The sequence below is a fragment of the Kitasatospora sp. NPDC023118 genome (genome assembly GCF_055560875.1).
Genome location: NZ_JBVHHW010000024.1, coordinates 79,824 through 93,295, shown reverse-complemented (window position 1 = coordinate 93,295; position 13,472 = coordinate 79,824). Strand labels below are relative to the sequence as shown.

General features: G+C 74.2%; 13 protein-coding genes. 5 read left to right on the top strand and 8 right to left on the bottom strand.

Going from position 1 to position 13,472, the window contains the following annotated elements; all coding sequences use genetic code 11:
* Positions 1-10: 10 nt before the first annotated feature.
* Complete coding sequence (locus tag ACZ3UD_RS27595) at positions 11-1,165, top strand: NAD(P)-binding domain-containing protein (protein ID WP_465593168.1); 1,155 nt, start codon at positions 11-13, stop codon at positions 1,163-1,165.
* A gap of 14 nt (positions 1,166-1,179) precedes the next feature.
* On the opposite strand, the gene paaE is transcribed toward ACZ3UD_RS27595, so the two are convergent.
* The 8 genes from paaE to ACZ3UD_RS27555 all read right to left on the bottom strand — a co-directional run bounded on the left by paaE (position 1,180) and on the right by ACZ3UD_RS27555 (position 9,496).
* Positions 1,180-2,343 (bottom strand): 1,2-phenylacetyl-CoA epoxidase subunit PaaE, encoded by a 1,164-nt coding sequence (paaE, locus tag ACZ3UD_RS27590; protein WP_465593165.1) that lies wholly within the window; start codon positions 2,341-2,343, stop codon positions 1,180-1,182.
* Positions 2,344-2,874 carry a 1,2-phenylacetyl-CoA epoxidase subunit PaaD gene (paaD, locus tag ACZ3UD_RS27585; RefSeq protein WP_465593162.1) on the bottom strand — a complete coding sequence of 177 codons (531 nt, stop codon included), beginning with the start codon at positions 2,872-2,874 and terminating at the stop codon, positions 2,344-2,346.
* Between the two features lie 8 nt (positions 2,875-2,882).
* Positions 2,883-3,818 (bottom strand): 1,2-phenylacetyl-CoA epoxidase subunit PaaC, encoded by a 936-nt coding sequence (paaC, locus tag ACZ3UD_RS27580; protein WP_465593159.1) that lies wholly within the window; start codon positions 3,816-3,818, stop codon positions 2,883-2,885.
* Entirely contained in the window at positions 3,802-4,119 is a 318-nt protein-coding gene (gene paaB / locus ACZ3UD_RS27575) for a 1,2-phenylacetyl-CoA epoxidase subunit PaaB (protein ID WP_355670425.1), read from the bottom strand. The genes paaC and paaB overlap by 17 nt, the downstream gene beginning before the upstream one ends.
* On the bottom strand, positions 4,116-5,117 hold the full coding sequence (gene paaA / locus ACZ3UD_RS27570) for a 1,2-phenylacetyl-CoA epoxidase subunit PaaA (RefSeq protein WP_465593155.1): 1,002 nt from the start codon (positions 5,115-5,117) through the stop codon (positions 4,116-4,118). Before paaA ends, paaB begins: the two co-directional genes overlap by 4 nt.
* A gap of 315 nt (positions 5,118-5,432) precedes the next feature.
* On the bottom strand, positions 5,433-6,866 hold the full coding sequence (locus tag ACZ3UD_RS27565; RefSeq protein ID WP_465593152.1) for a M20 family metallopeptidase: 1,434 nt from the start codon (positions 6,864-6,866) through the stop codon (positions 5,433-5,435).
* 651 nt (positions 6,867-7,517) lie between these two features.
* Positions 7,518-8,177: a response regulator gene (locus tag ACZ3UD_RS27560; RefSeq protein ID WP_465593149.1), complete on the bottom strand. Its 660-nt coding sequence runs from the start codon at positions 8,175-8,177 to the stop codon at positions 7,518-7,520.
* The gene (locus tag ACZ3UD_RS27555) at positions 8,174-9,496 is read right to left on the bottom strand and encodes a sensor histidine kinase (RefSeq protein ID WP_465593146.1); all 1,323 of its coding nucleotides are present in this window, start codon (positions 9,494-9,496) and stop codon (positions 8,174-8,176) included. The genes ACZ3UD_RS27560 and ACZ3UD_RS27555 overlap by 4 nt, the downstream gene beginning before the upstream one ends.
* Before the next feature lie 180 nt (positions 9,497-9,676).
* On the opposite strand from ACZ3UD_RS27555, the gene ACZ3UD_RS27550 reads away from it, so the two are divergent.
* From ACZ3UD_RS27550 to ACZ3UD_RS27535, 4 genes are all read left to right on the top strand, one after another.
* Entirely contained in the window at positions 9,677-10,609 is a 933-nt protein-coding gene (locus ACZ3UD_RS27550) for a class I SAM-dependent methyltransferase (protein WP_465593143.1), read from the top strand.
* Between the two features lie 106 nt (positions 10,610-10,715).
* Entirely contained in the window at positions 10,716-11,729 is a 1,014-nt protein-coding gene (locus tag ACZ3UD_RS27545) for an aldo/keto reductase (RefSeq protein ID WP_465593140.1), read from the top strand.
* A 54-nt stretch (positions 11,730-11,783) separates the two neighbouring features.
* The gene (locus tag ACZ3UD_RS27540) at positions 11,784-12,371 is read left to right on the top strand and encodes a TetR/AcrR family transcriptional regulator (protein ID WP_465593137.1); all 588 of its coding nucleotides are present in this window, start codon (positions 11,784-11,786) and stop codon (positions 12,369-12,371) included.
* Positions 12,372-12,478: 107 nt separating this feature from the next.
* The gene (locus ACZ3UD_RS27535) at positions 12,479-13,396 is read left to right on the top strand and encodes an ADP-ribosylglycohydrolase family protein (RefSeq protein ID WP_465593134.1); all 918 of its coding nucleotides are present in this window, start codon (positions 12,479-12,481) and stop codon (positions 13,394-13,396) included.
* Positions 13,397-13,472: the final 76 nt, after the last annotated feature.

The window sequence follows — 13,472 nt, the reverse complement described above, 5'->3', positions numbered from 1 at the left end:
TTTCATCGGCGTGACTGTTTACGGTGCAACCAACAACGCCCCGCGGCTTCCCGACGGACAGCGGCCCGAAGCCCCGCAGCGGCGCGTGGACGTCCTGGTGGTGGGCGCCGGACAGGCGGGCCTGTCCGCCGCCCACCACCTGCGCCGCCGCGGCTTCGCCCCCTACCAGGAGGGAGCCGACGGCGGCTTCGTCGTGCTCGACGCCAACGCCTCTCCCGGCGGCGCCTGGGCGCACCGCTCGCCGTCCCTGCGGATGGCCACCGTGCACGGCTTCCACGACCTCCCGGACGCCGAGCTCCCGCCGACCGACCCGGAGGCCCCCGCGCGCGAGGTGGTACCGGGGTACTTCGCGGCGTACGAGGCCCGGCACGCGCTCCCGGTCGTGCGCCCGATCACGGTCCGCTCGGTGCGCGCCGAGTCCGAGCGCCCCGACTCCCGCCTGCTGGTCGAGACCGACCGAGGCATCTGGTCCACCCGCGCGCTGATCAACGCCACCGGCACCTGGACCCGTCCCTTCCTCCCGCACTACCCGGGCCACTTCGCGGGCCGTCAGCTGCACTACGCCGACTACCACGGCCCCGAGGAGTTCGCGGGCCGGCGCGTCCTGGTGGTGGGCGGCGGCGCCTCGGCGATCCAGGTGCTGTCGGAGGTGGCGGCGGTCGGCGAGACGGTCTGGGTCACCCGCTCCGAACCCGTCTACCACGAGGGCCCGTTCACCCCCGAGTACGGGCGCGCCGTGGTCGCCAAGGTCGAGGAGCGGGTCCGCCAGGGCCTGCCCGTACGCAGCGTGGTGAGCGTGACCGGCCTCGGCCCCTCGGTCGCCTACCGGCGCGCCGAGGAGTTGGGCGCGCTGCACCGCCGGCCGATGTTCGACCGGCTCACCGAACAAGGGGTCGCCTGGGGCGAGCAGGAGTTGGCGGTGGACGCGATCGTCTGGGCGACCGGCTTCCGCCCCGCGGTCGGCCACCTCGCGCCGCTCGGCCTGCGTTCCCCCGGCGGCGGCATCGCGCTCACCGGCACCCGCGCCACCGCCGACCCGCGCGTCCATCTGGTCGGCTACGGCCCCTCCGCCAGCACCGTCGGCGCCAACCGGGCCGGGCGCGCAGCCGTCAACGACCTGGTCGAACTACTCGGGGACCCGGCGAAGGAGCTCATCACCGTCTGAAGCGCGACAGCGGCTCAGCGGTCGTAGTCGACCGTCACCCGGTCGGTGAGCGGACGGGCCTGGCAGGTGAGGACGTAGCCGGCCGCCAGCTCCTTCTCCTCCAGCACGAAGTTGCGGCGCATCTCCACCTCGCCCTCGGTGACCAGGGCGCGGCAGGTGCCGCAGACCCCGCCCTTGCAGGCGAAGGGCAGGTCGGGGCGGGAGCGCTGGGCCCCGTCCAGGATCGAACGGTCGCGCGGGAGGGTGAGGGTGCTGCCGCGGCCGTCGAGGACGACGGTGACCTCGCTGCGCTCGCCGGGCACGCCCTCGGCGTCGCCGTCCGTGCGGTCCCAGTCCTCGTCGCGCTCGGCGAGCGGCTCGTCCTCGGCGTGGAACAGCTCCTGGTGCACCCGCTCGCCCGGCACCGCCAGCTCGGCGAGCAGCTCCTTCGCCCCGGCGACCATGCCGAACGGGCCGCACAGCCACCAGTGCCCGACACTGCCGACGTCCACCAGCGCCGTGAGCAGGGCCCGGACCCGCTCCGGGTCCAGCCGGCCGCTGAGCAGTTCGGCGTCCCTGGTTTCCCGGGAGAGCACGTGGACCAGCTGGAAGCGGCCGAGGTAGCGGTCCTTCAGGTCGGCCAGCTCGTCCGCGAACATCACGGTGTCACTGCGCCGGTTGCCGTAGAGCAGGGTGACGGTGGAGCGGCGGTCGGCGGCCAGCACGGAGGCGGCGATCGACAGCATCGGGGTGATGCCGGAGCCGGCCGCGAGCAGCACGTGGTCTGCGGGGACGCCGAGTTCGGGGGTGAACAGGCCGGACGGGGTCAGCACCTCCACCTCCTCGCCGGGCCGGGCCTCGCGCACCAGCCAGCGCGAGAACAGCCCGCCGGGCACCTCCCGGACGCCGATCCGCAGCGGACCGCCGACGGGAGCGCAGATCGAGTACGAGCGGCGCTCGTCGGCGCCGTCCACCACCTTGCGCAGGGTCAGGGTCTGCCCGGGGCGGAAGGCGTACTCGGCCGCCAGGCCGTCCGGCACCGCGAAGGTCACCGCCACGGCGTCGTCGCAGAGCCGCTCCACCCGGTCGATCGGCAGCCGGTGGAAGCTCGGGCGGCGTCCGGGGCGCACGGTGTCCGTGGCGGAGGTGCCGGACGTGGCGGACGCGGCAGGGGTGGCTGCGGGAGAGGCGGCGGGCATTCAGATCTCCTTGACGCGTTCGAAGGGCTCACGGCAGGCGCGGCAGCGCCAGAGCGCCTTGCAGGCGGTGGAGCCGAAGCGGGACAGCTCCTCCGTGTCGGTGCCGCCGCAGAGAGGGCAGGGCACGGGGGCCGCGGCTCCGATGCGGGTGGGCCCGAGGGTCAGCGGCACCGGACCGGCCCCGGCGGCGCCGACGGCCGAGGTCGGGCGCGGTGGGGCGATGCCCGCCTCGGCGAGCTTGCGGCGGCCCTCCGCGGTGATCAGGTCGGTGGACCACGGCGGGTCCAGCCGCAGCCGCACCCGGACGTCCGGGTACCCGGCCGCGCGCAGCCGGCGGTCGACGTCGGCGGCCATCTCGGCGACGGCCGGGCAGCCCGAGTAGGTCGGGGTCAGCCAGGCGGTCACCGCGCCGCTGGCGCCGTCCACCTCGACCTCGGCCAGCACGCCCAGGTCGGCCAGGGTGAGCATGGGCAGTTCCGGGTCCGGGACGGCCGCGGCGACGGACCAGGCCAGGTCGCGGGTGGTGGTCACGGTGTCCGTCACCACGTCGCCCCCGGGTGTGCGCGGGCCACCACCTGCAGTTCGGCGAGCAGGGGGCCGAGTGCCTCGGTGTGCACCCCGTCCCGGCCGGCCCGGCCGAGCACGGTGGCCAGCGGCGGGACGTCCGGCACCGTCAGCCCCGCCTCGGCGATGACGGCGCCGAGCGAGCGCAGCACCGGTTCGCGCAGCTCGGCCGGGTCGACGCCCGCCCGCGGCTCCACCGGGTGCGCGGTGAACAGTTCCTCCAGCAGCGGCCAGGCCGCGTCCAGCCCGGCCTGCATCCGCTCCGCCGAGTACGGCGTGCCGTCGCCGAGGCGCAGCGTCCAGGCGGTGGCGTACTCACGGTGGTAGGCCAGCTCCTTGACGCCCCGGGTGGCGACCGCGGCCAGCACCGGGTCGGGGTGCGCGCTCAGCGCCTCGTACAGGGCACCGCGGGCGGTGGCGAACAGCAGCAGCCGGGCGATCGAGTACGCGAAGTCGCCGTTCGGGGTCTCCACCAGGCGGACGTTGCGGAACTCGTGCTCCTCCCGCCAGTACGCCAGGTCGTCCTCGGTGCGGCCGGAGCCGTCCGCCTGCCCGGCCCGGGTGAGCAGCAGCCGGGCCTGGCCGAGCAGGTCGAGACCGAGGTTGGCGAGCGCGACCTCCTCCTCCAGCTCGGGCGCCCGGGTGCACCACTCGATCAGCCGCTGGGCGAGGATCAGGGCGTCGTCGCCGAGCATCTGGCAGTAGCAGGCGAGGTCGGCGCCGTCCAGGCCGGCGGGCAGGGCGGTGTCCACGCCGAGCAGCGGGTCGGCGAAGCCCGTCCCGTAGGCCCAGCGGCCCTCGCCCTCGGGGCCGGGCGTGGCGTCGACGAGGCCGAGGTAGACGTGGTCGTCCTCGGTGGTGGACGTGGTGTGGTCGTACACGGTGGCTCCCCCGTCAGATGTGCGGGACATCCTCGGGGATGTCGTAGAAGGTCGGGTGGCGGTAGACCTTGTCGCCGCTGGGCTCGAAGAACGGGTCGCGCTCGTCCGGGGTGGAGGCGGTGATCGCGTCCGAGCGGACCACCCACAGGCTGACGCCCTCGTTGCGGCGGGTGTACAGGTCGCGGGCGGCGAGCAGGGCCATCCGGTCGTCGGAGGCGTGCAGCGAACCGACGTGGACGTGGTTCAGGCCGCGCCGGGGGCGCACGAACACCTCGTACAACGGCCAGCCGGCCTTGGACTCGGCCGGGGACTCAGCCTTGGGCTCGGTCACTTTCCGTTCTCCTGTTCGGTGTGCTGCTCGGCGGCTGCGGTCTGTTCGGCGGCGCGCTTGGCGGCGTAGGCGACGGCCGCCTCGCGCACCCAGGCGCCGTCCTCGTGGGCGGCCCGCCGGCGGTCGATCCGCTGGGCGTTGCAGGGGCCCTGGCCGTGGATGACCCTGGTCAGCTCGGACCAGTCCGGCTCGCCGAAGTCCCAGCCGCCGCGCTCCTCGTTCCAGCGCAGCTCGGGGTCGGGGAGGGTGACACCCAGGTGCTCGGCCTGCGGGACGGTCATGTCGACGAAGCGCTGGCGCAGCTCGTCGTTGGTGTGGCGCTTGATCCGCCAGGCCATCGAGCGGGCGGTGTTCGGCGAGTCGGCGTCCGAGGGGCCGAACATCATCAGCGACGGCCACCACCAGCGGTCGACGGCGTCCTGGACCATCCGGCGCTGCGCCTCGGTGCCGCGCATCAGGGTCATCAGGAGCTCGTAGCCCTGACGCTGGTGGAAGGACTCCTCCTTGCAGATCCGCACCATCGCGCGGGCGTACGGACCGTAGCTGCAGCGGCAGAGCGGGACCTGGTTGCAGATCGCGGCGCCGTCCACCAGCCAGCCGATCACGCCGACGTCGGCGAAGGTGAGGGTGGGGTAGTTGAAGATCGAGGAGTACTTCTGGCGGCCGCTGATCAGCTTCTCGGTGAGCTCGGCGCGGTCGACGCCGAGGGTCTCGGCGGCGGCGTAGAGGTAGAGGCCGTGGCCGGCCTCGTCCTGGGCCTTGGCGAGCAGAATCGCCTTGCGGCGCAGCGAGGGGGCCCGGGTCAGCCAGTTGCCCTCGGGCTGCATGCCGATGATCTCGGAGTGGGCGTGCTGGGCGATCTGGCGGATCAGGGTGGCCCGGTAGGCGTCGGGCATCCAGTCCCTGGGTTCGATCCGCTGCTCGGCGGCGACCACCGCCTCGAAACGGTCCTCCGGTGTCTGCGCGGGGACCGGCTCGGCCACCTCTGCTGTCACCACGGTCCCCTCTCCTGATTCCTGCTTCGGCGTTCCCTGCTTCGACGCCGAGCGCCAACCGACTGACCGTTCGGTCGGTACCATTCTGCGCGGTGGGGAGGAGGGATGGCAAGGGACGGCGAAGGACTGCGAGGCGCAGTCGGGACGACTGTGGGCCCACGTCGGGTGCGGACAGGCACAGAAACAGATAACAGCTGACAGAGTCTGAAATCTGTCAGCTGTTATCTGTGATCTGTTAGCTGTGGTCTGTCAGCTGTTATCTGTGCTCTGTCAGCCGTCTCCTGTCAGTCGCCCCCCGCCAGCCGTCGCCGTCTCGGCTCACCCCTCCCCGCGGTCCCGCAACCGCGGCAGCGGCACCGCGAGCAGCGCCGCCAGCAGCGCGATCCGCGGAGCGAGCTCGTCCAGCCGGATGTACTCGTGCCGGGCGTGGGCGCCGGCGCCCACCGCGCCGAAGCCGTCCAGCGTCGGCAGTCCGCGCGAACCCGGCAGGTTGGTGTCCCCGGCCCCGCCCGCCGGGGCGCCGTCCAACTGCTGCCCGAGCACCGCGGCGAGCGAACGCACGTGCCGCAGCAGCGGGTTGCCGGTCCGCTCGGGCCAGGCCGGGCGGCTGGACAGTACCTCCGTCCGCACCCGGGCACCCGGGCGCAGCGCGGTCAGCCGGGCGAGGTTGTCCAGCGTACGGCGCTGCGCCTCCGCGGTGGCGAACCGCAGGCCGAGCTCCGCCTCGGCCCGACCGGCCACCACATTGGCCCGCGAACCCCCGCTGATCCGACCGGCGTTGAGCTCGGTACCGGGCTGGCCCGCGAAGCCGCGGACGAGCACCAGCTGGTCGACGAGCTCGTCCACCGCCGACACCCCGTCGTGGGCGTCGTTGCCCGCGTGGGCCTCCCGCCCGGTCACGGTGAGCCGGACCCGGGTGCTGCCGCGCCGCGCGGTCTTCAGCCGGCCGTCCGGATGCGGCGGTTCCAGCCCCAGCGCCGCCGCCGCGCCGCGCAGTTGGCGCTCGACCAGGCGACGTCCATCCGGGCTGCCGACCTCCTCGTCGGAGACCACGACCAGCCGCACGGTGCGGTGCGGCCGCTCCCCCAGGTCCGCGAGCAGCGCCAGCGCGCCCTCCAAGATGGCGAGTCCGCCCTTCATGTCGACCACGCCGGGCCCGGTGAGCCGCCCGTCCTGCTCGGCCACCGGCCAGTCGGCCAGGGTGCCGACCGGCCAGACGGTGTCGTGGTGGCCGACGATCAGCAGGTGCGGCAGCGTCTCGTCGCGCCCCTCCCACTCCAGGACGAGATGGTCACCGGCCGGCCCGGGTTCGCGGCGGGCGGTGGCCCCGGTGGCCCGAAAGCCGGCCGCCAACTCCTCGGCCAGCGCGTCGAGTCTGGGCGCGTCCCCGCTCGGCGACTCGATCCGCGCCAGGTCGACGCAGCGCCGCCGGACGGCACCGGCGAGGGTACGGGCACGGGCGCTGAGCGCCTGCGGCAGGCCGGGCAGCGCCGCAGTGGCACCGGCAGCGGCGGACTTGGCCGTCGCGGAGATGGTGGAAGCGCTGGAAGCCGCAGAAGTGGCGGACTTGGCAGACGGGGCAGACGTGGCGGTAGCGGAAGCGGTTCCGGACACAGTTCCCGAGGCGGCAGCGGCACCGGCGGCGACGACGAGGGCCTCGCCGTCGGCGGCGGCCGGAACGGTCACCGGTACGCGGTCGGGTTCGGCGGCGGCACCCGGCGCGGCCGGCGACCCGACGATCTGGGGACTCAACGCTCGCCTCCGCGGCCGCCGCCGGTATTCAGCGGCCGTACCGGCCGACCGCTCCCGCCGGGGTACCAGGCCCGCCCGGACCGCACCGGTCGGCTGGGATGATTCACGGCCGGTCGGAACGGCCCGTCTGGCCCAAGTACGGTGGAACGGCTGGGCGGCGTGCTTGGCATTGCGTCCTCCTCGCTCGATCCGGTGCCCCGGTCCGCCCGGAGCCCCGTGCACGGCGGTCTCCTGGCAGCGGGGTCGGAAGCCGGACCGCCGCAGGGAAGCCGAGATGTGAGCCTAGAAGAACCGTTCGGTTTCCTGCGAGGTGGCCCTGCTCCCAGCGTGCCGGTACCCGGCCCCAACCTGGGACACCCGTCGGACAACGGCGACGGGCGCTCGGCGCGCGGGCCCAGATCGGCACGCGGGCGCGGTCGCCGGATCGCGCCCATCTCCACCATGGACCCGCCGCCCGGGTTCGGCAGCGCAAACCGCCAAGGCACGGCATTTCCAGGCCGGATGGGTGACAGCGGCTCAGCAGGCGGTACGAACCGGGGGCACGCGGCGGCTCAGGGAAGCCCGCCGCGACGCCCGGCCTGACGTCCGGGGAACATCCGTGTGAACACCGTCCGGCACTGCGCCCCGCCCCGCCCTCGCGCGCGCCCGTCGTCAGGCACCGTCCTCGACCACCCCCGCATCCCGTGCGAGCAGCGCGGCCTGGACCCGGTTGCCCACGCCGAGCGCGGTCAGGATCCGACTGACGTGCGCCTTGACGGTGCTCTCCCGCATCCCCAGCACGCCCGCGATCTCGGCGTTGGACAGCCCGTCGGCGAGTTCGCGCAGCACGTCGGTCTCACGCGGGGTGAGCCCGGCGACCCGGCTGCGGGCGGCGACCGACCGGGGCGCGCCGACCTTGTGGTACCGGTCGATCAGCCGTCGCGCGGCCGCCGGGTGCAGCATCCCCTGGCCCCCGGCGACCACGTGGACGGCCCGGGTGATCTCGGCGGGCGGGGTGTCCTTGAGCAGGAAGCCGTCGGCCCCGGCCGCGAGCGCCTGGTACACGTACTCGTCCAGGTCGAAGGTGGTGAGCGCGATCACCCGCGGGCCGTCGGGCAGTTCGCGCAGCCGCCGGGTGGCGGCGATGCCGTCGAGCCGGGGCATCCGGATGTCCATCAGCGCGACGTCGATCCGGTGGCCGCGGGCGAGCTCGACGGCCTGCAGCCCGTCGGCCGCCTCGGCGACCACGGTCAGGGCCGGGTCCTGGGCGAGGAGGTCGACCAGACCGAGGCGCACCAGCGCGTCGTCGTCGACCACCATCGTGCGGATCATGAGGCGTCCTTGGGCTGCGGGATCGATGGTTCCGGGGTCGGTGGCTCCGGCGTAGGCGGCTCCGCAGTCGGTGGCTGCGGGGTCGGACCACCGCCGGGGGCGGGGAACGGCTGCGGCGGGCGGTCCGGCGCGGGCAACCGGGCGGAGAGCCGGAAGCCGCCGGTGCCGTCCGGGCCCGCGTCGAGGTGACCGCCCAGTGCGCCGACCCGTTCACCGAGCCCGACCAGGCCGTACCCTCCGCCGGTACCCGACCCGTTCGGCGACGCCCCGCCCGGACCGTTGCGGACCTCGACGGTGGTCGCGGGACCGCCGTAGCCGACCCGGACGGTGACGGGCGCGGCATGCGCGTGCTTGCGGGCGTTGGTCAGCGCCTCCTGGACGACCCGGTGCACGGCCAGCCGGTGGGTGGTCGGTACGGCCTCCGGGTCACCGGAGAGGGCGAGTTCGACTTGCTGCCCGGCCTGGATCGCCTCGCCGACCAGTTCGGTGAGGTCGCGCAGGGCGGGCGCCGGGACGCGGGTCGTCCCGGTCGTCCCGGTCGGCTCGGGCCGCTCGTCCTCGGCGGCGGGCCACTCCGGCGGATCGGCACGCAGGACACCGAGGACGTCGCGCAGGTCGTCGAGCGAGCGGGCGGCGGCGGTGCGCAGCAGTTCGAGGCGGTGGGTGAGCCGGTCCGGGTCGGCGGCGGCGGTGCCGGCGCGGGCCTGGTCGCGCAGCACCCCGGCGTGCAGCACCAGCAGACCGAGGCGGTGGGCCAGCACGTCGTGCATCTCCCGGGCGATCCGGGCACGTTCGGCGGATCTGGCCTGCTCGGCACGCAACTCCCGCTCGCGACGCAGCGTTTCGACCTGCTCATGCAGGGTGCGGATCAGCACCCGGCGGCCGTGCAGCCACAGCCCGACGGACAGGACAGCGGCCTGGACGAGGAGTTGGGAGCCGGTGGTGCCCGCCCAGCCGATCAGCGAATCAGCGCCGGTCGCGCTGAGCACCGCAATCGCCGCACCGCCGGCCACTGCCGGTCCGATCCGGCCGAGGGAGGCGAGGTAGTAGACGCTGAACAGGGCCGGGAAGGCCCGGTTGAACAGGCCGCCGGTGAGCACCGGCAGGACGGCGGAGGCCACCGGGTAGCGGCGGGCGAACAGCAGGGACAGCGCGGCGAGCGCGGTCATGGCCGTCCGGGGCAGGCGCAGCGGGCCATCGGTGTTCAGCCACTGGCCGAGGCCCTCCTCAGCGGTGAGGGCGAGGACGCCGAGCAGCAGCAGTGTGTCGGTCCAGGGCCGGTGGTCCGGGCCGAACCAGCCGAGCAGGCCTGTGCGCATCAGGCTCCTCCCCTCCCGCCCCGTCCGCCTGTCCGTCCGTCCATTCGCTCGCTCGATGCTAGGGCGGGCGGCGACGCGGCGCCCCCGTCTCCCGGGTAGCCGCACCCTCGACTTTGGTCGGGGGACGATGCCGCTCACCGGCCGATTCCCGGCCCTCGCGGTCTCCCTAGCGTCGACGGCATGACGAACGGACAGCTCCGCCACCGCCCCGACGCCCTTCCGCCACAGACCAGTTCGCACGGCGCACTCGGCTCGCCGCCCGGCGGGGACCACCTGCTGTTCCTCGCCGAGGCGCTGCGCACCTTCCACGACACCGGCGCGCTGGCACCGAGCGGCGCGGAGCTGGTGAACGCGCTGGTGGTGCCGGCGACCAGCCGTCCGGACCGGCCGATCTCGGTGCTGGAGGTGGGCGCCGGGACGGGCGTGGTGACCCGGCGGCTGGCCCAGGTGCTGCGCCCGGGCGACCGGCTGCACGTGGTCGAGGCGAACCCGCGGTTCGCCGAGCGGCTGCGGGAGGACCCGGTCCTCGCGGCGCGCCGACCGGGGGTGGGGCTGCGGCTCTCGGCCTGCCGGGTGGAGGAACTGCCGGAGGCGGGGGCCGAGGGCGCGGGGGCCGAGGGCGCGGGAGCCGCCGGGGGCTCCGAGGAGCGGTACGACGTGATCGTGTCCGGCCTGCCGTTCACGAACTTCGAGCCGGCCCAGGTCCGGGACCTCCTCGACCTCTACCTTCGACTGCTGGCGCCCGGCGGCGAGCTGACCTACTTCGGCTACCTCGGCACCACGACGGCACGCACGCTCGCCTCCGGGCCCCGCCGGAGCGCCCGCCACCGGGTGGTGGTACGGCTGCTGCGACGATTCGAGGCGACGTACGGGTTGGGCGAGCGCACGGTGTGGCGCAACCTGCCGCCCGCCCGGGCCTACCTACTGCGTTCGCCGGGCGGACGGGAGAACTGGGCGCCGACTCCGCCCCCGACCCCGACGCCGCCCCCCCCCCGACCCCGACGCCGCCCCGGGCTTCGTCCTCGACCTCGCCCGCCTCCGCCGTTGCCCCTGCCCTCGCCCCTGCGTCCGATCCGAACAGATGACAGTCGACAGATTTCAAATTTCAGATAACAGACGACAGCGAACAGATTTTGAAATCTGTTCGCTGTCATGCCATAGTGAGACCCGGGTCACACCACCCGCGCCACCCGGCGCCGCCCCCGTCCCTGGAGTACTCATGGCCTCGACCACCCGCCCCGCACAGCGCGCGCTCGGCACTTCCGGGCCCGTCACCTCCGCCCTCGGCCTCGGCTGCATGGGCATGTCCGACCTCTACGGCCCGGCCGACGAGGCCGAGAGCATCGCCACCATCCACGCCGCCCTGGACGCCGGAATCACCCTCCTCGACACCGGCGACTTCTACGGCATGGGCCACAACGAGCTGCTGATCCACGAGGCGCTGCGCGGCCGCGACCGCGAGAGCGTGCAGATCAGCGTGAAGTTCGGCGCCCAGCGCGACCCGAACGGCCAGTGGCTCGGCTACGACGCGAGCCCGGCGGCCACCAAGACCGCGCTGTCCTACACCCTGCGCCGCCTGCGCACCGACCACATCGACATCTACCGCCCGGCCCGCCTCGACCCGAAGGTGCCCATCGAGGAGACCGTCGGCGCCATCGCCGACCTGGTGAAGGCCGGTTACGTCCGCCACATCGGCCTGTCCGAGGTGGGCGCCGACACCCTGCGCCGCGCCTCCGCCGTCCACCCGATCAGCGACCTGCAGATCGAGTACTCGCTGCTCTCCCGCTCGATCGAGGCCGCCGTGCTGCCCGCCGCCCGTGAACTCGGCATCGGCATCACCGCGTACGGCGTGCTCTCCCGCGGCCTGCTCAGCGGCCACTGGGACCAGGACCGCCCGCTAGCTGGCACCGACTTCCGCGGCCAAAGCCCGCGTTTCCAGGGCGACAACCTGACCCACAACCTCACGCTCGTCGAGGCGCTGCGCCAGGTCGCCACCGCCAAGGGCGCGAGCGTCGCCCAGGTCGCCATCGCCTGGGTCGCCTCGCGCGGCGAGGACATCGTCCCGCTGGTCGGCGCCCGTCGCCGGGAGCGCCTGACCGAGGCCCTCGGTGCGCTGGACGTCACGCTGACCGCACAGGACCTCGCCGCCATCGAGGCGGCCGTCCCCGCCGGCGCCGCCGCCGGCGACCGGTACGCTGCCGCGCAGATGGCGAACCTGGACAGCGAGCGCTGACCAGCGGGATCCTCCGCACCACCTGACCGCACGACCCTAAGGACGGCCCTCCCCGTGACCACGGACACCGCACTCACCGCCGAGCAGATCCTGATCGCGGCGGAGGAGGTCCTGCGTCGGTTCGGCCCGGCCAAGGCCACCGTCGTGGACGTCGCCCGCGAACTCGGCGTCAGCCACAGCAGCGTCTACCGCCACTTCCCCAGCAAGGCCGCCCTGCGCGAGGCGGTCACCCAGCGCTGGCTCGACCAGGCGCACCACGAGCTGGAGACCATCTCGATCGACGCCGGCGGCGCGGCCGAGCGCCTCAAGCACTGGCTGAGCACGCTGTTCGCGGCCAAGCGGAAGAAGGCGCTGGACGATCCGGAGCTGTTCGCCACCTACATGGTGCTGGTCGACGAGAACAGCGGCACCGTGGCGGCGCACATCGACACCCTGGTCAAGCAGATCGCGCAGATCGTCCAGGACGGCATGGACAGCAAGGAGTTCAAGCTCGCCCACGTCCTCACCACCTCCCGCGCGGTCTTCGACGCCACTGCCCCCTTCCACGACCCGGCCTACGCGCCCACCTGGTCCGAGCCGACCGCGGACGAGCGCTTCGAGGCCGTCTGGAAGCTCGTTCTCGGTGGTCTGAAGGCGAAGTGACGCACATCATCAGATCCAGGCGCCGGCCTCCGGAGTGAAATCCGGTCGCCGGCGCCTCGGCCGTCGGGCAGACTGCCGCGCACAGTTGATCTCATTCGGAGGATGACATGCGTGCGGCCGGCCCGGTCCTGGACAGCCTGCGGGGGCTCGCCCTCGGCGACGCCTTCGGCGACCGCTGGTTCTCGGTCCCGGCCGACGAGACGTCCGCCGCCCTGGCCGCCCGGCTGGCCCGCCCGGCGCCCTGGCACTGGACCGACGACACCGCGATGGCCCTCGTCCTGGTCCGCCACCTGACTACCCACGGCGAGGTCCGACAGGACGCGCTGGCCGAGGAGTTCGCGGCGGAGTACACCCGCGAGTACGCACGCAAGTACGGTCCCTCGATGCACCGGGTGCTGCGCGGGATCGGCTCCGGCGGGGACTGGCGCGCCATCACCGCGGGCCAGTTCGAGGGCCAGGGCTCGTACGGGAACGGCGCGGCGATGCGGGTCGCCCCGCTGGGCGCCTGGTTCGCCGACAACCTGGAGGAGACGGTCCGGCAGGCCGAACTCCAGGCGCTCACCACGCACTTCCACCCCGAGGCGGTCGCCGGGGCGGTGGCGGTCGCGCTCGCCTCGGCGCTCGCCGCCCGCAGCCGAGGGCAAACCCCGCCCGGCCGGGCCGAGTTGCTTCGCGAGGTGGCCGGGCGACTGCCGGACAGTGAGGTCCGTTCCGGTCTGCGGATCGCCGCCCGGATGCCGGAGCACACCAGTGTCCGGCACGCCGCCGCCGTACTCGGCTCGGGGCTGATGATCTCCGCCCCGGACACCGTCCCGTTCGCCCTCTGGTCCGCCGCCGGGCACCTGGACTCACTGCCCGAGGCGATCTGGCACACCCTGGAGGGCGCCGGCGACATGGACACCACCTGCGCCATCACCGCCGGGGTGGTCGCCGCCCGCACCGGGCTCGCGGACGTCCCGCCCGGCTGGCTCGCCGCCCGCGAGGAGCTGCCGGAATGGGTCGCCGAGGTGTCGACCGGGCTCTGAACCGAACGGCGCCCGGACGTCCCGGGAAGACGTCCGGGCCGGCCGCCGCTCCCCCAGCGGGCCGCCCCGTCGGATC

What these genes read in the sequence shown, in the direction of transcription:
- ACZ3UD_RS27535 (WP_465593134.1), top strand. Translation starts at nt 12,479, where the DNA reads ATGCGTGCGGCCGGCCCGGTCCTGGACAGCCTGCGGGGGCTCGCCCTC.
- paaE (WP_465593165.1), bottom strand. Translation starts at nt 2,343, where the DNA reads ATGCCCGCCGCCTCTCCCGCAGCCACCCCTGCCGCGTCCGCCACGTCC.
- ACZ3UD_RS27545 (WP_465593140.1), top strand. Translation starts at nt 10,716, where the DNA reads ATGGCCTCGACCACCCGCCCCGCACAGCGCGCGCTCGGCACTTCCGGG.
- paaC (WP_465593159.1), bottom strand. Translation starts at nt 3,818, where the DNA reads ATGTCCCGCACATCTGACGGGGGAGCCACCGTGTACGACCACACCACG.
- ACZ3UD_RS27560 (WP_465593149.1), bottom strand. Translation starts at nt 8,177, where the DNA reads ATGATCCGCACGATGGTGGTCGACGACGACGCGCTGGTGCGCCTCGGT.
- ACZ3UD_RS27555 (WP_465593146.1), bottom strand. Translation starts at nt 9,496, where the DNA reads ATGCGCACAGGCCTGCTCGGCTGGTTCGGCCCGGACCACCGGCCCTGG.
- ACZ3UD_RS27550 (WP_465593143.1), top strand. Translation starts at nt 9,677, where the DNA reads ATGACGAACGGACAGCTCCGCCACCGCCCCGACGCCCTTCCGCCACAG.